This window comes from Acinetobacter amyesii (assembly GCF_023499985.1).
GTDB classification, from domain to species: Bacteria; Pseudomonadota; Gammaproteobacteria; order Pseudomonadales; family Moraxellaceae; genus Acinetobacter; species Acinetobacter amyesii.
Genome location: NZ_JAMCOU010000038.1, coordinates 23,274 through 45,343 on the forward strand (window position 1 = coordinate 23,274; position 22,070 = coordinate 45,343).

General features: G+C 43.5%; 20 protein-coding genes, 2 pseudogenes and 1 other annotated feature. Of the genes and pseudogenes, 10 read left to right on the top strand and 12 right to left on the bottom strand.

Annotated elements, in window-relative coordinates; translation table 11 throughout:
* Positions 1-2 precede the first annotated feature (2 nt).
* The gene (locus M5F03_RS14660; protein ID WP_249682306.1) at positions 3-449 is read right to left on the bottom strand and encodes a cation efflux protein, CzcI-like; all 447 of its coding nucleotides are present in this window, start codon (positions 447-449) and stop codon (positions 3-5) included.
* Between the two features lie 203 nt (positions 450-652).
* Between M5F03_RS14660 and M5F03_RS14665 the strand changes: the two are divergent.
* Positions 653-1,817 (top strand): annotated as a pseudogene (locus tag M5F03_RS14665) (IS3 family transposase).
* Positions 941-1,057 (top strand) — a sequence feature (AL1L pseudoknot). It overlaps the preceding pseudogene by 117 nt.
* Before the next feature lie 72 nt (positions 1,818-1,889).
* Here the strand turns inward: M5F03_RS14665 and pdxR are convergent.
* A complete protein-coding gene (gene pdxR / locus M5F03_RS14670; RefSeq protein ID WP_249708761.1) occupies positions 1,890-3,383 on the bottom strand; it encodes a MocR-like pyridoxine biosynthesis transcription factor PdxR in 1,494 nt (497 codons plus the stop codon).
* 289 nt (positions 3,384-3,672) lie between these two features.
* Here pdxR and M5F03_RS14675 point away from each other — a divergent pair, with 289 nt between their 5' ends.
* The 5 genes and pseudogenes from M5F03_RS14675 to M5F03_RS14695 all read left to right on the top strand — a co-directional run bounded on the left by M5F03_RS14675 (position 3,673) and on the right by M5F03_RS14695 (position 8,879).
* A complete protein-coding gene (locus M5F03_RS14675; RefSeq protein ID WP_249682302.1) occupies positions 3,673-4,068 on the top strand; it encodes a nuclear transport factor 2 family protein in 396 nt (131 codons plus the stop codon).
* A gap of 11 nt (positions 4,069-4,079) precedes the next feature.
* Positions 4,080-5,516, top strand: a complete 1,437-nt coding sequence (locus tag M5F03_RS14680; RefSeq protein WP_249708762.1) for an NAD(P)/FAD-dependent oxidoreductase — start codon at positions 4,080-4,082, stop codon at positions 5,514-5,516.
* A 57-nt stretch (positions 5,517-5,573) separates the two neighbouring features.
* Positions 5,574-7,013: an amino acid permease gene (locus M5F03_RS14685; protein WP_249682298.1), complete on the top strand. Its 1,440-nt coding sequence runs from the start codon at positions 5,574-5,576 to the stop codon at positions 7,011-7,013.
* 59 nt (positions 7,014-7,072) lie between these two features.
* Positions 7,073-7,969 (top strand): EamA family transporter, encoded by an 897-nt coding sequence (locus tag M5F03_RS14690; protein WP_249708763.1) that lies wholly within the window; start codon positions 7,073-7,075, stop codon positions 7,967-7,969.
* A gap of 232 nt (positions 7,970-8,201) precedes the next feature.
* A pseudogene (locus M5F03_RS14695) lies at positions 8,202-8,879 on the top strand (IS1595 family transposase).
* Positions 8,880-8,891: 12 nt separating this feature from the next.
* Here the strand turns inward: M5F03_RS14695 and trpA are convergent.
* Positions 8,892-9,677 carry a tryptophan synthase subunit alpha gene (trpA, locus tag M5F03_RS14700; protein ID WP_249708764.1) on the bottom strand — a complete coding sequence of 262 codons (786 nt, stop codon included), beginning with the start codon at positions 9,675-9,677 and terminating at the stop codon, positions 8,892-8,894.
* Entirely contained in the window at positions 9,674-10,885 is a 1,212-nt protein-coding gene (trpB, locus tag M5F03_RS14705; protein WP_249708765.1) for a tryptophan synthase subunit beta, read from the bottom strand. The genes trpA and trpB overlap by 4 nt, the downstream gene beginning before the upstream one ends.
* Positions 10,886-10,987: 102 nt before the next feature.
* Here trpB and M5F03_RS14710 point away from each other — a divergent pair, with 102 nt between their 5' ends.
* The 4 genes from M5F03_RS14710 to M5F03_RS14725 all read left to right on the top strand — a co-directional run bounded on the left by M5F03_RS14710 (position 10,988) and on the right by M5F03_RS14725 (position 13,740).
* Positions 10,988-11,869 carry a LysR family transcriptional regulator gene (locus M5F03_RS14710; protein ID WP_004976964.1) on the top strand — a complete coding sequence of 294 codons (882 nt, stop codon included), beginning with the start codon at positions 10,988-10,990 and terminating at the stop codon, positions 11,867-11,869.
* 118 nt (positions 11,870-11,987) lie between these two features.
* The gene (locus M5F03_RS14715; RefSeq protein ID WP_249708809.1) at positions 11,988-12,560 is read left to right on the top strand and encodes a nuclear transport factor 2 family protein; all 573 of its coding nucleotides are present in this window, start codon (positions 11,988-11,990) and stop codon (positions 12,558-12,560) included.
* Complete coding sequence (locus tag M5F03_RS14720) at positions 12,536-13,036, top strand: chalcone isomerase family protein (protein WP_168369528.1); 501 nt, start codon at positions 12,536-12,538, stop codon at positions 13,034-13,036. Before M5F03_RS14715 ends, M5F03_RS14720 begins: the two co-directional genes overlap by 25 nt.
* 11 nt (positions 13,037-13,047) lie before the next feature.
* Entirely contained in the window at positions 13,048-13,740 is a 693-nt protein-coding gene (locus tag M5F03_RS14725) for a response regulator transcription factor (protein ID WP_005177281.1), read from the top strand.
* Here the strand turns inward: M5F03_RS14725 and M5F03_RS14730 are convergent.
* The 8 genes from M5F03_RS14730 to M5F03_RS14765 form a co-directional block, all read right to left on the bottom strand.
* Entirely contained in the window at positions 13,737-15,059 is a 1,323-nt protein-coding gene (locus tag M5F03_RS14730) for a sensor histidine kinase (RefSeq protein ID WP_372491158.1), read from the bottom strand. The two genes, M5F03_RS14725 and M5F03_RS14730, sit on opposite strands and share 4 nt — an antisense overlap.
* 39 nt (positions 15,060-15,098) lie before the next feature.
* Entirely contained in the window at positions 15,099-16,148 is a 1,050-nt protein-coding gene (locus M5F03_RS14735) for an SAM-dependent methyltransferase (protein WP_249708766.1), read from the bottom strand.
* A gap of 8 nt (positions 16,149-16,156) precedes the next feature.
* Positions 16,157-16,936 carry a DUF1295 domain-containing protein gene (locus tag M5F03_RS14740; protein WP_249708768.1) on the bottom strand — a complete coding sequence of 260 codons (780 nt, stop codon included), beginning with the start codon at positions 16,934-16,936 and terminating at the stop codon, positions 16,157-16,159.
* A gap of 25 nt (positions 16,937-16,961) precedes the next feature.
* Positions 16,962-18,158 (bottom strand): SAM-dependent methyltransferase, encoded by a 1,197-nt coding sequence (locus M5F03_RS14745; RefSeq protein WP_249708769.1) that lies wholly within the window; start codon positions 18,156-18,158, stop codon positions 16,962-16,964.
* Positions 18,155-18,949 carry a DUF1365 domain-containing protein gene (locus M5F03_RS14750; RefSeq protein WP_180024909.1) on the bottom strand — a complete coding sequence of 265 codons (795 nt, stop codon included), beginning with the start codon at positions 18,947-18,949 and terminating at the stop codon, positions 18,155-18,157. The genes M5F03_RS14745 and M5F03_RS14750 overlap by 4 nt, the downstream gene beginning before the upstream one ends.
* Positions 18,950-18,958: 9 nt before the next feature.
* A complete protein-coding gene (locus tag M5F03_RS14755) occupies positions 18,959-20,242 on the bottom strand; it encodes an NAD(P)/FAD-dependent oxidoreductase (RefSeq protein WP_180102710.1) in 1,284 nt (427 codons plus the stop codon).
* A complete protein-coding gene (locus M5F03_RS14760; RefSeq protein ID WP_249708770.1) occupies positions 20,239-21,225 on the bottom strand; it encodes an acyl-CoA desaturase in 987 nt (328 codons plus the stop codon). Before M5F03_RS14760 ends, M5F03_RS14755 begins: the two co-directional genes overlap by 4 nt.
* 136 nt (positions 21,226-21,361) lie before the next feature.
* Entirely contained in the window at positions 21,362-21,910 is a 549-nt protein-coding gene (locus tag M5F03_RS14765; RefSeq protein ID WP_249708771.1) for a lipocalin family protein, read from the bottom strand.
* Positions 21,911-22,070: the final 160 nt, after the last annotated feature.

Genomic DNA, 22,070 nt, shown 5'->3' on the forward strand with positions numbered 1-22,070 from the left:
GGCTACCCCACCATTAGCGGGGAAATTTCGGGAGGCGGGCTTTGTGAACTTAAGTCAGGCGAACGGTAATCATTGTTCCAAAAATACTCTGGTCTAACAGTATATGAAAACAGTATTTGTATAAAAGAAACTTGACGTTGTTCTAAAATCAATTGGTTCATTGAGGGAAGATGATCCTGATGATCCTCACCCAAATCTAATGTATTTGCAATTGATTCTGAAACTTGATGATAATCATGTTGAACATCACTCACACATAAAACATTGTTATGGTGTCCAAAATGATAGTTTTGATTCAGGGGTATGCTTTCTTCATGGATACAGAAAGCAGCTGCCACATTCCAAAGGCTTTGGAACATGAACAAACTTACTAAAACGGTAATCCATGTTGATGAACGCATACGAAGAAAAGTAATAAATTTTAATGGTATTATAAAGTAAATAGCCATCAAAATTCTAGACGCATATAACCATATTTGGGACTGCCAAAAATAACTAGTTTAAGCTTTTCATATCAACGTACAACATTATTCCAGTAAAACCATATACATATTTATTTGAGTAATCTATTATTTTTATTAAGGACACTTAAGATAAAAGACTGAATCGTACCGGGTTTGTCGGAGAGTCAATATTCTGAGAGACTATCCCGATGACAAAATTAAAATATACCCCTGAAATCAGAGAAAGAACGGTTCAATTATTGATTGAATCCGAAAAAGATTATCCTTCTACTTGGGCTGCAATCACAGCAATTGTTCCTGAGCAGCATGCTGCGCAAGGGCTGTACTCCTGAAACACTACGTGTTTGGTATCAAAAATATTTAGATAAACAAAATCCAGTTAAAGTACAGCAGCTTTCAGACCAAGAACGTATTAAACAACTCGAACGCGAAAATAAAGAACTGCAACGAGCCAATGAAATTCTACGTAAAGCAGCCGCTTTTTTCGCCCAGGCGGAGCTCGACCGTCCACACAAATAATGGTGGATTTTATCCATAAAAATAAAGATCGATATGGTGTTGAAGCGATTTGTAGGATTTTACCAATCGCGGCTTCTACCTATTATCGAACACTAAATCTCACAGTAAATCCAGAACATCGAGCGAAACGAGATCTACATGATGAGCATCATGCTGAACAAATTAAACGAATTTGGAAGGAAAGTTCAGGTCGATATGGTGTACGTAAAGTTTGGCAAAAACTGAAACGTGAAGACTATATTATTGCGCCCTGTACAGTTGCTCGATTGATGCAAAAGCTAGGTATACAAGGTGTTATGGTGTTTTAAAACATCAGACTGCCTATCAAAGAGATTATTTATTGGTCGAATAATCTCAAAACCTGATTGACTACCAAGACGGTATCTCAGGTCGCTGACTTCACGTATATTCAAACCCATTCAGGTTGGGTCTATACCGCCTTTATTATTGATGTGTTCTCACGAGCAATTGTTGGATGGAAAGTATCAACACGTATGAATACAGACATGGTCCTGGATGCATTGGAGCAAGCATTGCATGATCGAGGCGTGCCAAAAAACGTGATTCATCATAGTGACAGAGGCGTGCAAGATCTTTCCATTCTCTATACCAATCGCTTAGAAGCAGCAAATTTACAAGCTTCAGTCGGTACAACCGGTGATTGAATATTTAAAAGCGGATTGGCACGGTTTAGTGGATGTACAACTTGCGACATTAAACTGGGTAGATTGGTTCAATAAAGGGCGTGTACATAGTGCACTAGATTATGTGTCACCTTTTGATTTTGAAGCAATGTACTATGATAAAATTAATCCGTTAGGTCAGGTGGCCTAACTTAAATAAAAAGTCTCCGACAAACCCGGTACGGTTCAACCACTACCTCCTTACTAATTAGTACGTATGTATTTAGTTGTATAAATAATACTCTTCAACCGCCATCGCCAAGTTAAAAACACCTTTATTAATTAGATCAGCGCTGATTGAACCTAGACCTAAACGTAGAAAATGCTTCTGCTTATCGAAATCTAAAAAGAAAGATTGTCCCGACTCAATGAATACGCCTAAATTCGCAGCATAGTGAGGTAAGACAGCAGTATCAATTTCAGATGCTGTATCAATCCAACATGCCGAACCGCCATTCAAAGCATAAGGTTTCCATGTTGGAAGATATTGTTTTAATGCCTTATTGAGTATTTCACCCCGTTGTCGGTGTAATTGGTGCTGACGGCGTAACATGCTATGGTAATAGCCTTGATCGATAAACAAAGCAAAGACACGTTGATTGAACACATTTGGATGTCGTAACATCAGCCGGCGTAAATGTCGAAGTTCTTGTATTAATTCAGGTGCGGCAACGATATATCCCAGACGTAACCCAGGTGCCAATGGCTTAGATAGACTTCCAAGATAAATGACTCGTCCATGTCGATCTAAACTTTTTAGCGCGGGGATCGTCGTATTTTGCACCAACACTTGAGCATCATATTCATCTTCAATAATAATGCTGTCGTTTTGTTCTACTAGCTGCAATAAATTTTGTCGGCGTTGTGGAGACATGGTTACTCCTGTTGGACATTGTCGCCCTGGTGTAACAAATAAATAATCACACTCATTTGCCCGAGTTAAAGTCACCCCCTCATGATCCACGGCTAAAGGCACAATATGCTGGGTCTGTAGCAAAAATATATTACGTGCATCTGGATAACCAGGTTCTTCGACACCAATGACATGATTCTGCCGCATTAATAACGTCGCCAACATATATAAACCATGCTGACTCCCTACGGTTAACAAGATTTCGTTTTCTTGAGCCATGATGCCTCGCGTGGGCAAAATATGCTGACGTATTGCATTTATGAGATAAGCGTCGTCCCCCTGTTGAGTAATATCTTGTGACCATATTGAGGCATCTTTTGCAGATAAGGCACGTAATGCACATTCCCTCCAAGCTGAAGCAGGAAAGTTTTCCGCATCTGGCTGACCATAAATAAAAGGATAGGAATAATTCATCCAATCACTTAGTTTAGTTAAATGCCTTTGTGCTGAAGGTCGTATACAAAAGCGAGCACCCCAGGTCGTCGCTTTTGATGTAGTCCGAATGGTTTTACTCTCACTACTATCAATCTGGAAATTTAAACAGACAAAATGTCCACTCCGCTGTTTGGATTCCAAAATTCGCTCAGCAACCAATTGTTGATACGCAATGGTGACCGTATTTCTACCAACACCCAGTTGATCAGCTAAATCTCGGCTAGAAGGTACTACCATACCTGGTTTTAAATAACCTTGTACTAAAGCCGAAAACATCATACGGCAGATTCTGCCCTGTAAATTCAAACCACTCTGTGCCGTATTAGAAAATAATGCTTGCCAAACTGTAGCTGAAATTGCTGAACTCACTAATTAATCCTTATATCTGTGCATTGCTGCGATCCATTTTGATGCTTGCCTACTCAAACTGGTGCAAAGCTCATGGTTTCAGTCCATCTTTAAGCTAAAACTGGACTTACTTGATATAAAGCAAAAGGCATTCCACTCCTATTAATTTAAACTATTTATTTAAAAACAATAACTTAATAATATTAATTGCTGGCTCCATCAAAACTCTAAATCTGGTACTACGCCATATTTCAGTATTTCCGTACATTCATTTCATCAGTTTATAAAACCTAATTTTGGAGCAATACAAATGCAGCAAGCACAATTAATCCAACTTCTTACCGATTTTTCAACAGCTTGGAATCAACATGATGTTGAACAACTCATGGCATGCATGCATCCAGAATGTCGGTTTGAAACTGTGGCTGGAGATGATGTTTTTGGAACCAGAATTGAGGGCTTAGATGCAGTTCGTCAAGCATTTAGCAATACCTTTCAAAGTTTTCCAGATGCTCAGTGGCGTAACGGTAAACACTGGATCAGTGATAACGCGGAGTTCGGTATTTCAGAAACAACTTTTACAGCAACGACTGCTGATGGAGGCTGGATTGAAGCCAATATGGTTGATGTCTTTACATTTAAAGATGGAAAAATTCTCGTCAAAAATGCATTCCGTAAAAATAGACCTGTGCAAGCAATCGCATAAGGAGTCATTCAATGAATCAATCTGTCCAACATGCAAGTTCATTTCGCGAGCGCCTAGAACCGCATAAATCTATACCGCCACAGAGTTTTAAAAGTTACAACTCACAGTTTGACCCTTTAACCACTCCTGTCCTATCAGGTAATGAAAATTATGCGCCAACTTATTGGGTCGGCACAGCAGGTACGCCACCCGAAGATGATGGGCCATTAATGGGTGACACCGAAGCGGACATTGTCATTATTGGTGGAGGCTTCACTGGGCTATCGACAGCACTAACACTGGCTGAACAATTTGGTGCCGCACCTCTTGTGCTTGAAGCAAACCGTACCGCATGGGGCTGTACCAGCCGTAACGGTGGGCAAGGTCAAAATGCTTCGGGTCGTCTGTATCGCTCCCAATGGATTGAAAAATGGGGATTAGACACCGCCAAACGTCTTGATGCCGAAATTCGGGAGGGCTTTGACTACTTTAAAGACCTCGTGAGCGGTATTGAATGTGATGCGCAAGATGGTGGACATCTTTATATCGCCCATCGTGCAAAAAAAATGGCTTTCCTTGAAAATGAAGGTCGCGTCATGAAAGAGGTGTTCGGCTATCAGACTCGTATGTTGAACCGTGAGCAACTGCATGAAGAGTATGTGGCTGATCAGGAAGCTGCCGGAGCCTTACTGGAACCCGATGGTGTTGGCGTACACCCCTTAAAACTGGCTTTTGGCTACTTAAAGCGTGCCCGTGCTGCTGGTGCCAAAGTACACACTTCTAGTCCAGTGCATGGCTGGGAAACGCGCAATGGCATCCACTATTTACGTACCCCAAATGGCATTGTCAAAGCGAAACGTGTAGCGGTTGCAACAGGTGGCTATACGCCTAATGGATTACACCCGCATCTATCTGGAAAAATCATGCCGATTTTATCCAATTCTATTGTGACGCGTCCTTTAACAGCTGCGGAACGTGCTGAAGCAGGCTTACACAGCACCACATTTATTACAGATACCCGAACTTTACGTCACTATTATCGCCTACTCCCTGATGGATCTATGCAATGTGGCAGTAGAAGTTCCTTAACAGGTGCGGATGCAGACAATCCAGTCCATCTCGAACGCTTAAAAGAAGGGCTTTATCGCAAATTTCCAAGTCTACGTGGCATACCTATTGCTTATTCTTGGTGGGGTTGGGTCGATGTGAGTCATGACATGATGCCTCGTATCGTACAACCCAACCCTGAAGAAAGCATTTATTACGCTATAGGTTATGGTGGTAATGGTGTGTCTTTCTCCGCGATGGCAGGACGCCGTCTCGCAGAACGCGTGATGGGAATACAACGCCCTCAATTTGAGCTTCCAATTTATCAATCCCCTTTGCCTTCACATCTGTTTCGACCATTTCGTCGACTCGGGCAAGCACTGTTATATCGCTGGTACCACTTAAGAGATGAAGTGCTTTAAGCGCACATTCAATCATCTGTAATGATTCGGTTATAAAAATATAAGAGGGAATCCATCATGTATGATTCAGATTCAAATCAAAGTTTAAAAAGTACTTTAAAACCCCGCCATGTTCAAATGATGGCACTCGGTGGTGTTATTGGAATGGGACTATTTGTAGGTAGTTCTGTAGTGATTCAATCTGCTGGTCCAGCCGCAATTTTGTCCTTCCTGATTACGGGTGTATTGATTATTTTAGTGATGCGAATGCTCGGTGAACTAGCAACCGCCTCTCCTGTATCAGGCTCCTTCTATGCATATGCACGCCATGCTTTCCAAGATTCGCCTTATTTATCTCGACTCGCAGGTTTCATGACGGGATGGATGTATTGGTATTTCTGGGTCATCGTGATTGCATTAGAAGCGATTGTCGGTGCAAAACTCTTGGCGTATTGGTTACCTGATACACCTCAATGGATTGTCAGTCTAGTTTTACTCGCCCTATTAACAGCAACTAACTTATTCTCCGTAAAATCCTTTGGTGAATTCGAATTTTGGTTCTCATCTATTAAAGTTGCTGCGATTGGTCTTTTCATTTTCCTTTGTTCTTTATATATGTTCGGTCTTTGGCCAAACCATCAAGCCGCGGGATTTGGTGAATTGTTAAATCATGGTGGCTTTATGCCAAATGGTTGGGGACCAGTCTTATCGGGTGCTGTTGCCGCAACTGGATTTTACTTTGGTGCAGAGATCGTCACCATTGCCGCTGCAGAAACTAAAGATCCTGAAAAATCAGTTGCCAAAGCCACACAATCCGTGATTTCTCGCGTCCTGATTTTCTATGTTTGCTCTATTTTATTAGTGGTCTGCATCGTCCCTTGGAACAGTACAGAAATTGCGACACCTTACGTAAGTGCACTAAAAGTATTGAATATTCCGTTTGTTGCGGACATTATGAATGTTGTGATTCTGGTGGCTGTACTCAGTTGCTTAAATTCTGGAGTTTATGCTGCAAGCCGTATGTTGTTTGCTTTAACCCAAAATGGCGATGCACCTCGTAGTTTGACCAAACTTTCAAAAAATGGGGTTCCTATTCGTGCCATTCTGTTCAGTACCTTATTTGGTTATTTCTCAATTTTAGCTTCATACTTCTCACCAGATGCTGTATTCCCTTTCTTGGTCGAATCTTATGGAACTGTAGCCTTATTTGTCTATATCGTGATTGCATTCTCTCAAATTCGTTTGCGTCGCCACTTAGAGCGTGTAGCACCTGAACGTTTAAAAGTTCGTATGTGGTGTTTCCCATACCTGAGTTATTTTGCAATCATCGGCATGCTTTCCATCTTTGCAGCCATGGCTTTTATTCCTAGTCTTCAAAAAGCGTTCTGGTTCGGTATCGCAAGTGCAGGCATCCTATTCTGTATCTTCATTATTCGAGATTATGTAGAGCTAATTAAATTACGTCATCAAAGTACTCAACTGAATACGCTCATCCCTGTCAAACAAACCAAAATTTAATCCTCAAACACAATGATCTGTACTTTGTAAAGGTCATCCTTGTCTTTAGGAAATCACACATGCTTTTAAAAGATAAACTTGCTGCATTTGCAGTGGTGTTCATCTGGGGTATTAACTTTTATTTTATGAAAGTTGGGGTCAGTGAGTTACACCCTATGCTCCTCGGATGTTTACGCTATCTACTGGTTTTATTGCCTGCTCTCTTCTTTATCCGAATTCCAAGCGTCGGGTGGAAATGGTTATTACTTTATGGCTTTATTAGTAACTTTTCTCAATTTGCATTTATGTTCAGTGCAATTGCGACTGGAATGCCTACAGGTCTAGTCGCTTTGGTGGTTCAATCCCAAGCATTTTTTACTGTCGTGATTGCAGCATTTTTATTACGTGAACAAGCCTTCTGGAACCAGTGGTTGGCCATAGCGATTGCCTTTATGGGCTTAATGCTAATTGCATTCGGTCAAAAACATAGTCATGTGCCATTAATGGGGCTAGCATTGGTTTTATGCTCTGCAATTTCATGGGCCTGTGGCAATATCGTAGTCAAAAAAATGGGGCCTGTTAACCCAATTGGTCTGGTCGTATGGGGCAATATTCTTACCCCTTTATGGTTTTTACTTTTAGCGGTACAAGATATTGGCTGGCAAGGTATCATAGCCGATTGGCATGCGCTGACATGGAAAGGATTTGGTGCTGCAGCATTTCTCGCTTACTTTGCCACTATTGTCGGATATGGCTTATGGATCTACCTACTGACACGTTATCCTGCTGCTAAAATTAGCCCATTGTCACTCTGGGTACCTGTTATAAGTATGATTTTTGCCTATTTATTTTTAGATGAAAAATTAAATACTTTGCAGTGGTTGGGTTCATGTATTGTTATGCTGGGTTTAATCGTGCATTTATTAGGATCAAAAATTCAAACTCTATTGTTAATGCAAAGAGCATCAAACACTTAAATAATTATAATTTTCCCATATACACTCAAAGGCTTACTCAAAAGAGTAAGCCATATTCTGAACAGCCATTCATTCGAGTTAATCCTGTCCTTTTGAGAATCATCTTAGTATAACAATAAGTAAAATTTCAGAACCTACAGAGATGGGGGCATTTTAACTCAACCTCCGTTTCCTTTAAAAACTTAGGGGCTTAGGAAGTTAAGCATATTAAAAACTATGGTAACTTCCTAATATGAAAGCAAAAAATAGATACTATTCTCGTTCAAAAATCACAGAAGCAAAATTCAGGCAGATCATTCGCTTTTTTGCCATGGATTTTACCGCATCAGATACAGCTAAACTCACCGATATTTCTGTGCGTTCCATTAATACGATCTATATTAAATTGCGTAAAAAAAATTGCGATTCAATGTGAAGAAATATCCCCTTTCAACGGTATTGTTGAGCTGGATGAGTCCTACTTCGGTGCGCGTCGTGTTCGTGGTAAACGAGGTCGTGGCGCATCAGGGAAAACCATTGTGTTTGGACTACTCAAACGAGATGGGAATGTATAACAGAAATTGTCCCAGATTGCTCCAAAGCCACGCTACAAGGCATTATCCGTGGGCATATTGAGCTTGATTCAGTGATCAATACAGATGGCTGGAGAGGCTATGATGGTTTGGTTGATATTGGCTTTGACAAGCATTTGAGGGTGAATCATGGCAACAATGAATTTGCTTGTGGGGAGCGACATATTAACGGTATAGAATCCTTTTGGGGCTATGCCAAAAAGCGGCTAATCAAATTTAATGGAATTGACAAAAAGATGTTTTATTTGCATCTTAAAGAAACGGAGTATCGCTTCAATCATCGGCATAGTAATTTATACCTCGATTTGCTTAAACTACTCCGTAATAACCCTCTTTAACTTCCTAAGCCCTTATTTATTTTCTCTAAGTATCTGTGCAAACAATTTGACCTTTTCTAAGGTCTCATTTATTCCCTTATTAAAAAAATTATCGACGAGTGCTGAACCGATAACAATAAGATCTACTTTATTTACTAGTGCTCTAACATGGCTTTCATTTTTGATCCCAAAACCAATTGCAACAGGTATATTAAAAATCGGCTTAATTTCAGTCATCTTTTTCTCAAGATAAGATAAATTGAAGTCTCCTCCTGTTAAGCCATTTTCTGCAACATGATATAAAAACCCTGTCGCGCGCGCTGAAATTTGCTCTAACCTTTCAACTGGGGTAGTCGGCGCGGTCATTGCAATTAAATGCATATTTTTTTCATTTAACTGCACTTCAAAGTTTTCTCGATATCCATATGGAGCATCTAAAATCAATATTCCATCTATAAGATTTTCTGTTTCGGCGATAAGTGTCTCAAAACCATATTGCATAATCGGATTTAAATAAGTCATGAAAATTATTGGTGTCTGGTCATCATGCAGCCTGATTACTTTTACCAACTCAATGGTCTGTTTTACCGTTTGACCTGCATCTAAAGCCCGAAGATGCGCTGCCTGAATGATCTCTCCATCTGCCACTGGATCAGAAAATGGAATACCCACTTCAATAATGTCAGCCCCTGCTTGACCCAATTGGCTTAACAGACGACAACTTTCTGTAAAATTAGGATCTCCAGCAGTAAAATAACAGACCAGACCGCTTCGATTTTTCAGTTTCAATTGCTCTAATTTTTGATCTAGACGGTTCATGCTGTAGCTCCTGCAAGATATTTTTTGACCGTGTTTAAGTCTTTGTCTCCTCTGCCACTTAAATTGACAATAATGATCTGTTCTGGCTGCATTTCTTGAGCAAGTTGAATCGCATATGCAATCGCATGAGAACTCTCAAGAGCAGGAATAATACCCTCCTGTTGACTTAAAAGCTGAAAGGCATTTACCGCTTCTTGATCGGTGATCGCCGTATATGTAACACGTCTTGTTTCAAACAGAAGACCATGCTCAGGACCAACACCAGGATAATCTAAGCCAGCTGATATAGAGTGCCCCTCTAAAATCTGCCCATCTGAATCTTGTAATAAATAAGTTAAATTGCCATGCAGCACACCGACTTGACCCTTGCAAATAGAGGCGGCATGTTCACCGCTATTTGTTCCTTTTCCACCCGCTTCAACGCCAAACATTTTGACATTCAGGTCTTCTAGAAAAGGATGCATCAACCCTAATGCATTTGATCCTCCACCAACGCAAGCAACAAGAGCATCAGGCAGTTTATTTTCTTTCAGGAGTATTTGGTTTCTGGCTTCTAAACCAATAATTTTCTGAAATTCTCTGACCATGGTGGGATATGGATGAGGGCCCGCACCCGTACCCAATAGGTAATAGGTTGTATCCACATGACGAATCCAGTCACGTAATGCTTCATTCATGGCATCTTTTAAAGTCCCACGCCCTTTTTGAACACTTCTGACTTCAGCACCGAGTAATTTCATACGTTCAACATTCATTTGTTGCCGCTGAATATCTGTTTCTCCCATAAAAATGGTACATTTCATCTTAAACAGCGCGCAAACCGTTGCTGTTGCAACACCATGTTGCCCAGCACCCGTTTCTGCAATGATTCTGGTTTTGCCCATAAATTTGGCTAATAAGATTTGCCCTACACAATTATTGATCTTATGCGCACCCGTATGGTTCAAATCTTCTCGCTTGAAATATATTCGAGCGCCGCCTGCATAAGCTGTTAGGTTTTTTGCATAAAAAAGAGGACTAGGACGACCGACAAAGTCCGTTAAAATCTGATGATATTCAGCCCAAAATTCAGGTTTGTGCCGAACAGTATTAAAGGCTTGTTCTAATTCTTGAAGTGCTGGCATTAAGATCTCTGGCATGTAACATCCGCCAAATTTACCAAAAAATCCTAAGTCATCAGGACCATTACCTGCATAAGGGGTTGTCATCTCATATCTCTTTTACTATCAAAACTTGTTCGATCTTAAAATATTTTCATTTTTATGATAATTGATATATTTTGAGCTTATGGTGTTAGAGAATTTTACAACATGAAACGCAGAACATTACCTCCCCTTAATGCTTTAAAAGCATTCGAGGCTGTCGCTAGAAATAAAAGTTTCAGTTTAGCTGCGGAAGAATTGTGTGTAACCCATAGTGCGATTAGCCATCAAATAAAGCAGTTAGAAGAATGGTTGGATAAAAAATTGTTTATTCGACATTCCTCGACCATCTCTCTGACGGCGGATGCCGAAGAATTATCGCTAGTTTGTACGCAGCTTTTTAATCGTTTAGAACAATGCGTCTTTGAGTTAACAAATAAAACTTCAGAAGTAGAAGTTGTAATAGGCGCTTCTCATAGTTTTATGGCAAATTGGCTGATTCCTCGATTAGAAAAGCTCGAAGTCATTTATCCCAATATCCATATCAAATTAATGACATGTAATGACTTAAAATTGTTAGAAAAAGAGAAAGTTGACATATTTATCAATAGCGTCAGTGAGCATCATCTACTTCCCAACTTTTTGAATAAATATCTGTTATTTCCCGATAACATGGGTCCTATTTGTAATCGTGAAATAAATCTTCTTCATTCCGTAAATGATCTTTTAAACTATCCATTACTTCATACCCACTCAAATAAAAGTGCATGGCATACATGGTTTGATCAGTTTCAAATAAGCTTTTCCCCAAAATCCAATGACCGTTATTTTGATAGTCTGAATTTAATGATAGAAGCTGCAGTGTCTGGGTTAGGAATTGCCATAGCACCTCAAATTCTAGTAGAAAAAGAAATGTTAAATGGAAAGATCATTGCCCCTTTTGGTTTTATCTATTGTGACTATAATTTTTATGCAATGGTCAGAAAAAATAACGAAAATCGTGATGTTATGAATATCATTGATTGGTTAATGGCCGAAGAAAAAAGTTAAACATTTAATCTTTGATTTGAAAAATTCTATTCAATTGCTCATCTATAACGTCTATTTCACATTCTGTTCACGCTGTGCTGCCTAAGGTATAAAGATACACTTCATACGGACACTGATGATGAGACTTGTAAAAACACTTATTGCTACAGCCTTATCCTTGCCGCTTCTGTTGTTAGCCGGATGTAAAAGTATTCCCAGTTATTCAGCCGATTATGCCCAATCCAGAAACGGTATTCAGGGGATAGCGCTGGATCAGGCTAAAGCTCAGGATATCGGCCTCCGCTTTACCTCAGCCTTTAATACCTTGGGCACACCGGAATTTGTGGAAAGAGCCGGATCGCTGTATGCCGACCAGCTGTTTATTAACGATACCCTATCGCAATTTTCATCCCGTCAAAATCTGCTGGAGCACTTTCAAAGCATGAACAAACGGGTCAGCAAGGTCAGCGTCAAGCTGTTAAACGCTTCTTATCATCAGGACTCTGCCTATGTGCACTGGCATATGACCTATGATTTTAAAATGTTCGGCACGACCCGCAGTATGGACTCTTATGGCATCAGTGAAATCAAGATCAACGAAAACAACAAGATTATTTTCCAGCAGGATTTCTGGGACCCTGCGAATGGCCTGTATCGTTCCCTGCCTTATGTTGGAGGGGGCTACTCATGGCTACTGCCTTTCAAAAAATAGCGATTAGTACGGCGTTAGTGATGGGATGTAGCTTCAGTCCATGGGCCCAGGCACAAAGCCTGAATCAATGCGGCAATGGTCCGCTGATGGTGGGTCAAAAACAGGTCGGTATGGCAAGTTATTTTGCACAAAACTGTAGCCAGTCCTGGGAAAAACAAAATATACAGATGGACTTTTCCTATACACAGAATATTCCGGAATGGGCATTTAAGCGTGCGGCCACACATTTACTGAAACGTAATGTTAAAGACGCAAAAATACATGCTCTATTCAACCCAATCACTGATTTGTATCGTCCGGTCAGATCAGGCGACCTGTACCGTTTAAAATACAGCCATGCTACACAGACCCTGAGCTTATCTTTGAACCAGCAAAGTTTAGGGCAGCTTAAACATCCTCTGGCACAACAATATTTTAATATATGGCTGGGTCCCCAGCCATTTAGTGTTAAATTAAAACAGCAATTATTAAATTAGTATCTGCCGCTATGTCGAAACATTTTATCCTGATGGTTGAAGACCATTATGAACTGGCCTCTACCCTATGCGAGTTTCTGGAAGAACATGGCTTTGTGGTCGATCATGCCCGCAATCTGAGTGCTGCTAGACAATTACTGAAACAGCAACGCTACCATATCTTACTACTAGACATTAATTTGCCTGATGGTTCTGGTTATGAATTGTGCGAGTGGTTACGCAATGAAGAGGGGTTAGACTTACCTGTCTTGATGCTTACCGCTCGGGATACCTTGGATGACAAACTCAAAGGCTTCAATTCAGGCACGGATGATTATCTGGTCAAGCCCTTTGACTTTAACGAGCTGGTAGTTCGGGTCAAGGCCCTGATCAAACGTTCCCTGGGTGAAGTATCTAGCAGTCGTCTGCAAATTCATGACCTAATTTTAGACCCGGCAACACAGCAGCTAACTCGAGCTGGGCAGAACATTGAATTGCCTCCGATTCAGTTTAAACTTTTGAAGCTACTAATGCGACATTCTCCTAAAGTACTGACCAAACAGGAAATTATGATGCAGCTTTGGGGTGACGAAGAGCCAGAAAGTGATGCTCTGCGCAGTCATATCTATAATTTACGCAAAATGGTCGATAAACCCTTTGAACAAAAGCTGATTCACACCATATCTGGGATTGGTTTAAAGATTGCTTTCGAAGATGAAGCCTAATTTAGGTACACAACAACAATCAGTCCAGTGGTCATTGCTAGATCAACATTCTGATGAGTGTCAAGATAATATTGCCTGTCAAACAGCTCCACACGCCAACCTAGCTGTTTGCATAGCTTTTGCACCAATTGCAATCCAATACCATGCCCTTTGATTTCCAGTTGTAGCTGCTGACCAGACAGTTCCTGAACTTTAGAATTGTTAGGTAAAGGCATGCCGACCCCATTGTCAGCAATCAGCACTTTATTTTTTTCCAGAATCACATCAATTTCTGTGCCCTGTGAATAGTTCAGCGCATTGCGCAGAATATTACCAAACACCATTTTGGTCATGGATGGATAAAGTTTACGCGGCTGTTCATCGAGGTCTTTTTGCAGGTCAATCTGCATGCCTTTGTTATGACTGACACTCTCTAGATCCTGCACCAGATTGTCCAGACATTCTGAAAGCATGGTCGGTTCAGCAGTTAAAGTATTGGTGGTATTGCGGGCAATGGCCAGCAAGGTATCGACCAGCAGCTGCATGTCTTCAATGGTGTTATGCAGGCGGGTAAAGGACTTGTTGTCGCCATAGCGTGCCTGACACAGCTGCACATTGCCTTTTAAAATGGTCAGTGGCGTGCGCAGCTCATGGCTAACATCTCCGGTAAATTCACGCTCACGCTGAATAAATTCGCTTAATACCTGATGATATTTTTCCAGCGCCTGCTTGAGGTATTCAGCTTCCAGATTGGAGTCGGTGCGGATGTCCTGAAAAGGCGAAGCCTGATTTTTCTGATGTTCCCAGTCGATATGTTCCAGCGCATTGGCCAACCGGGTAATCGGGGAAAAATAACGTCGGGCCCGACGGTTCCACCACCACAATACGCTATATAGCACAAACAGGCTGACCATCAGCGGTGCCAGACCAAACAGCCAGACCAGCTTGTTGACGTTGCTTTCGCCAAACACCAGCAGCACATGCTGTCCGTCTTTTTCACCATACACGGTCATGCGCTCCTTGCCATCGACAAAATGCCGGTTCACCCCTTGCTCAAGCTGCATGTGGCGAAATTGGACTGGCGGCACATTGCTCCAGCGGTAACCATACAGGTTTTTGGTGTCGGGCAGTTCAGCAGCCGGATTACGTTCCAGCCGCTGCCAGTAGTGTGACATTTCCTGTTCTAGCGCAGTTCTGAGCAGGGAACCCTTGATTACCCAAGCACTACAGCCAATCCCGATCACCACAGACAGGGCAATGAATCCGATTTGCAGCCAGTAATAGCGGTTAAACACCTCACCCAGAGGATGATCGTGTTTGTCCCTGAACAGCTTTAACATTGGTGCATTCCCCGCTGGCCCATCCGATTCGCCATTCAATTATACGGTTTTCTTTTTAAACAGAAAGTGACCGATCACCCACTCGCGTCCATGCTCATAACCGAACAGCTCGGCACAGGCCATAAAGAAAATCCGCCAGCGTTGCCACCAGATGGAGGCATCTGCACCATAGGTCTGTTCAAACAGGGGCTGCAGCTCGACCTGTTTCCGGTCCATGTTCTCCAGCCAGGCATTTGCGGTGCGTTCATACTGCGTGCCGGCCCATTGCCAGTGCTGCTCTAATTGCAAATGCTGCTGGAAATGCAGAAAGGTCGAAGCTGCCGGCATCAGTCCGCCACTAAAGAAATATTTCGACATCCAGTCGAATTCATTTTTCACTTCAAACGGATAATGCAGGAAACGGTGACAGAAAATATGGCACCAGAGCAGACCATCCGCTTTCAGCCAGCTGCTGATATTTTCAAACAGTTTCTGGTAATTACGTACGTGTTCAAACATTTCCACCGAAACTACGCGGTCAAAGGACGCGGGTTCCAGTTGCAGTACATTGACGTCGCAGGTGATCACCGTCAGGTTCTGCAGTTTTTTCAGACGCGCCTGTTCCTGAATATACTGGCGCTGGGTCGAGGAATTCGACACCACCGTAATGCGGGCCTTGGGATAATGCTCGGCCATATACAGACTCAACGATCCCCAGCCACAGCCAATTTCCAGAATATCCTGTCCATCTTTTAACTGTGCACGCTGGCAATAGCTGGCCAGTGCGGCTTCTTCCGCCTGATCCAGGGTGGTATGAGTATGTTCAAACAGGCTAGCGCTGTATTTCAGACGCTTGCCCAGCACCGCCTGGAAAAATGCGGTGGGCAGTTCATAGTGCTGTTGATTGGCCTTTTCGGTCTCGATGGCAATCTCGCTGTTTTTCAGCATATGCAGCACATCCATATAGCGCCGAGCTGCCAGTGCCGGGTCAAAGCGTCCTTCCTGTGCCAGACGTTTTTTGCTTAGGCTGCGAATGCCGGCGCGAATGACTGAATCGGGCAGCTTGCCGCTTTCGACCAGTTTTAAAGATTGTTGAATCATAAAGTCCATGTATTTACCTACTGTTTGGGTGGCCACGGAATAAACATTGAAGTTCGTCGTTGATAGTCTTTATAGTTGTCGCCGCGATGTTCCAGCGCCTGTTGTTCACTAAAGGGAATCCCGGTGATGTAGTACAGAAACAGCCACATCAGCAGCGGATAAATCCATAATCCATAGGCACCTGCTGCCAGACCAAGGACCGGATAGGCAAACCAGTGCAGCCATTCAAAAAAATAATTCGGATGGCGCGAATATTTCCAGAGTCCCTGATCCATGGTTTTACCTTGATTCTGTGGATCTAGCTTAAAACGGTAAAGTTGTTGGTCGGCAGTGCTTTCGCCTATCAAAGCGGATAGCATGATCATGCCCGCCACAATCACAGTGACCAAAGTCCAGTCATTCCATTGCTCGGTCGAGATACTTACCAGCTTCAGCATTGGGTAAGAAAACAGTAGAGCCAAACCTGCCTGAAATATAAAAAACATCAGAAAACCAAGATGCTGATAATCCCCCATCGCTCGGCGCATGTTGGCATAACGCGTGTCTTCTTGGGTTTCACTGGCATAGCGCCGTAACAGATGCCAAGTCAGCCGTGAAAACCAGATCCCACTCGCCAGTCCCAGAAATAAGCGAACCAAGATCGGTGCACTGTCAATCGCCCAAGCGGCAATAATCACATTGAGGGCAATACTGAAACTCCAAGCGACATCGACCAGCCCTGCTCTGCGGTTATAGGTCACCAACACCCAGCTACAGAGCATGATAAAGACATTCAGCATCAGTAAATTCAGCAGCATTTCGGCCCTCCTGTTTTATCTTGGCTTAGTAGGCACTGGCTTCGAACAGCAGATGTACATCACTGATCACGCCTTCGCGGAAGCCACCTTCGCAATAACACAGATAAAAATCCCACATGCGGATAAAACGCTCATCAAAACCAAGCCCAAGTACCTGATCATGCTGCTGCAAGAAACGCTGACGCCAGCAGTGCAAGGTCTGGGCATAGCTCTGGCCGATATCTTGCAGATGTTTGAGTCGCAGTTTTTGTTCGGAAGCGGTCTGGGTCATGACACTGATACAGGGAATAAAACTGCCCGGGAAAATATAGCGCTTGATATAGTCCACGGTATTCAGGGCTTTGGCATAGCGTGCATCTTCAATCGTAATCGCCTGTATCAAGGCTAGACCATTCGGCTTGAGGAGCTCGCGGCATTTTCGGAAATAAGTTGGTAAATACTGCTCACCTACGGCCTCGATCATTTCAATCGACACCAGCTTGTCGTATTTGCCTTCCAGTAAGCGGTAATCTTTCAGCTGCACAGTCACACGATGTGACAGTCCGGCTGCAGCGACCCGGGCCACGGCTTCATCATACTGTGCTCTGGAAATGGTGATGGTGGTGACTTTGCAGCCATACTGCTGCGCGGCATAAATGGCAAAACCGCCCCAGCCGCTGCCAATTTCGACCAAATGATCCATCGGTTTGAGTTGCAGTTTCTGGCAGATCAGCTCTTTTTTATAATCCGAAGCCTGTTCCAGGCTCATGCCCGGCTCTTTAAACACCGCACTGGAATACATCATGCTGTAATCCAGGAACAGCTTGAAAAAGTCATTACTCAGGTCATAATGCTCGGCAATATTTTTGCGGCTGCCATCAATCGAATTCTTGCGCGATTTATACCAGACCTTTAACAGTAACTGGCTGGCTTTGGCCACTGCATTCTGATTCATCAGATCCAGCACATCGCGGTTACGTGCCAAAATGCGGATCACATCGACCAGATCTTCACTGCTCCAGTAGCCACGGATAAAACCTTCGGCAGCACCCAGTACACCATTACGGAACAGTAGATCCATCAGACGGACATCATGCACCTGTATCACCGCCTGTAAATCGCTATTTTCCCCGACAGCCCCGTTCCAGACACCTTTAAAAATCAGCTGACCATGGCGTAATTTCAGCAGGTGGCGCAGTACCACCGGCAGTGTGCTTTGCTCTCCCATGAATAGTGTTTTCATCGCAATGTATTTCCTTTTTCTTTTTTAGGATGTCGGTAAAACGGAATTTTCTTTTTCCATAAACGAAAGGCGTGCAGATAAATTCCGCTGACCATCCTGAAGGGTTCAAGAACTTTCAGTACAGCATAGCGATGCTGCTGTGAAGGAACCGTGATGGCCTGCAAGGAAAATTTCAGGGTGGCATCGAATTGCAAGATTCCCTGCTCAAACAGCTGCATATGAATCACGTTCTGCCTATCCGAAAAGCTGAAGCGCCAGCGATAATCCAGCCCCATCGGCATGAACGGCGACACATGAAAGGCCTTTTTAAAGTCAAACTGGTGACTCTGGTACGGCGCATGTTCGTCTGCATTGTTCCGGCAGTCGTGAATGTAGACCTGTCGTTCATTCCACGGTGTGTTGGTGATTTCACTCAGCACAAAGAGCAACTGGTCGGTGGCACCAAAGACCAGATAAAACACTACGGAATTGAAACGGAAACCCAGTGTGCGCGGCAAGGCCAGCACCCGGATGGAAGCGGCATGCGGTAACAGATAGTTTTCCCGCTTGATTAGCAGGCGTGCAACTTTCTGCCGGATTGAACCACATTCCATGCTCAGAAAATCGCGCTCATCCAAGGTCAGAAAATTCCAGCGGCTGGAAGACCAGAGCCAGGATTTACCGGTAAAGGTCGCGAGCTGATCCGGATCAAACCATAGATAGGTTAGCTGGGTCTCAAAAGCATGGGCTTTGGGCAAATAACGTCGGTGCCGGATTTCGGCAGAGGCAATCGCCAGTGGATACATCTGCATCATGTGCTCCTAGGCGGCCTGTTCGGCCTGTTTCAATAGCTGATCGACTACCCATGATGCGCTACGCGCCCCATCCTCATGAAAGCCCCAGCCCCAGTAAGCACCACAGTATGAAGTGCGGTTCTGGCTATTGATCTCGGCCCAGCGTTGTTGGGCTTCAATTGCGGGGGCATCAAACACCGGATGACGGTAATGCCGTTCGACCCAGACCTTTTTCGGATCCAAGGCAAAGTTAGGATTCAGGGTGGCAAAGACCTGAGTCTTGCATTGCAGGTTTTGCAACTGGTTCATCCAGTAACTGAAACCATAGTGCATACCGCTGTGCTGGAATGGCGTCTGTTCAGCTGCCTGACTCGGGGTGACATGCACATGCCAGCTGGCCCATTGACGACGGGATTTGGGCATGATGCGGGTATCAGAATGCACCACCATACGGTTAGCCTGATAGCGGAACTTGCCCAGCACGTCCAGCTCCTGCGCTGTCGGATCTTTAAGTAGTTTCAGGCTGTCGTCAGCATGACTGGCAAAGATTACCCAGTCAAAACGCTCACTGCCCTGTGCTGTTTCAACCAGTACACCATTGGAACTACGGGATACATGAAGCACACCCGTTTTGCGGAAGATAATATTCGTCTGGGACTGAATCGCACGAACGTAGCGAGCCGATCCACCCTTGACCGTGAGCCATAACGGCCGGTCTTTCAGTTGCAACATGCGATGGTGCTGGAAAAAGCTCACCACAAATTTATAGGGAATCTGTCCGGCCTGTTCCACCGGACAGGACCACAGCGCTCCACACATCGGATAGAGATGTTCCTGACGGAAGGCATCGCTATAACCATGTTGATTTAAATACTCATCAATACTGAGCTGTGCATCGACCTGTTCCACATCCAGATCTTTATTGGCCGCATAGAAACGGAACAAATCCGACAACATCGCGCGAAAATCTGCATTAAAAAAGTTTTGAGGTCGGAACAATAACGAGAATTTTTTTGAAGGATTGTACTGTAAGCCACTGACCTGATTATTCACCGAAAAGCTCATGTCACTGCTTTGCGATTGAATCCCAAGTTCTTTTAGCATCGAGCAAAACAGCGGATAGTTATGCTCATTAAAGACAATAAAGCCACTGTCCACCGCAACCTGTTCACCATCGATATTCAGCTGATGGGTATCGGTATGACCACCAAAGTAGTTATTCTTTTCAAAGACTATGACTTCATGCGCTTTGCTGAGTTTCCAGGCAGCGTACAGACCGGAAATACCTGAACCAATAATTGCAATTTTCATGGTGATTCCTTTGAATGAATAGTCGGAGTGCCGGTCTTGGCAGCTTTTTTCTGTTTTCGAGCCCGGGCAATTTTACTGACATCATAGACACGTGCGGGAATGGGCTTGAGTCCCCAGACCAGCCCGAACAAAGACATGAGTTTCAGCAGGTAATAGGTCACATCAATCTGCCACCAGTAAAAACCCTGCCGTGTACTGCCGGCATAATAATGGTGATTGTTGTGCCAGCCTTCGCCCAAGGTAATGATGGACAGAAATAAGTTGTTGCGGCTGTGATCTTCAGTGTCAAAATCCCGGCCGCCATAATGATGCGCCAATGAGTTAATACACAAAGTGGCATGGAGCAGCAACACAGTGGAGACCACAAACCCCCAGACCAGCAATTGCAGGCCGGAGGTACCGAGTTGCGGCCAGGTCATAGCCAACCACTCCCCTAGCGCATAAATACCGCCCGCGGTCAGCACCACCACAATTAAACTGAAACGGTCCAGCCAGATCAGTTCCGGATATTTCAGCCAATCTCTAATGACTTCTTTACGCGTGGCAAAGTTATATTCGTTTAAAAACCAGCCAACGTGGCTGTACCAAAAACCATGTGTTGAGGAGTGTGGATCTTGTAGTGTATCGGTATAGCGGTGGTGATAACGGTGATGGGCCGCCCACCATAGCGGACCACGCTGTGCACTCATAGTTCCAATTAACACAAACAGGAATTGCACCGGACGCGAAGTCTGAAAAGTTTTATGTGACAGATAGCGATGAAAAAAGGCCGTAATGGAAAACATACGGATTAGGTAGAATGCGAGCATGAAACCCAGTGCAAACCACGATACCTCCACCCAGAATACTGCCAGACAGGCCAGATGCAGTAGAATAAAGGGTAAAATTCTGAACCACTGAATTTTACTATTTTCAGCAGTCAGGGTTTTGGGCGCTGTGGGTGTAGACCAGCTGTCTATCCATCGAATTAGACTTTTCAACATGGACTCATCCTATTTTCAAGCGATTGTCTTTATTCTATTTGATGAGTGTAATCAGTCAGATATGAATTTTATGTGAAGTAAATAAAAAAAAGCCGAACTGTAGAGAGACTAGGCAGTTCGGCAAAAGGGTAACAGATTAATGCGGCAATTTGATCAGTTTTGTCACGTCATAACCATAATGTTTTGCGGTTTCCAGATAGGACTGATAGGTGGCTTCATCGAGTTGTGGTTCACGCGATAAGATCCACAGATATTTATTACTCGGTCCACCCACCAGCGCCACTTTATATTCCGGATCCACTCGTAATACCCAGTAATGTCCTTTAGTAAATGGAATCCATCTTAAGCCTGGAGGCAAAAAACTGACCTTCAGTTTGCTGTTGCCTGCATTTTGCGGATAGGCAACCCCTTCAGAGCTGATCATCTCACCGTTGCCAATCCGGCAACTATTCAAGACCCGCATGGTCTGATCGGCATTGAGGCTATATTGCGCCGTGATATTTGAGACGCATTTACGCTGAAAATACATCGGTAAATGCGCAATTTCATACCACTTGCCTGCATACTGCTGGATATCCACCTGATCGACTGCCTGAGATGCAGCAGTTTCTGCTCGGATCGTGGTACTTAAGCTGATGATGGCCAGTGCCGTCACTGCAAAAAAAGACTTGAATCGCATGTTCATTTTTTAGCCTTGTTTGATTCCAGCCTTAAGATAACCCAGCTGGATGTGAACAAAGTGTGAAGATCAAATGATGCGATTCAGGGTCTATTGGTCAGGAAATGCCATCTGAATATTCAGGACCCAGGGCGTTAGCGCAGTTTATTTGAGAGACCCAAACAGG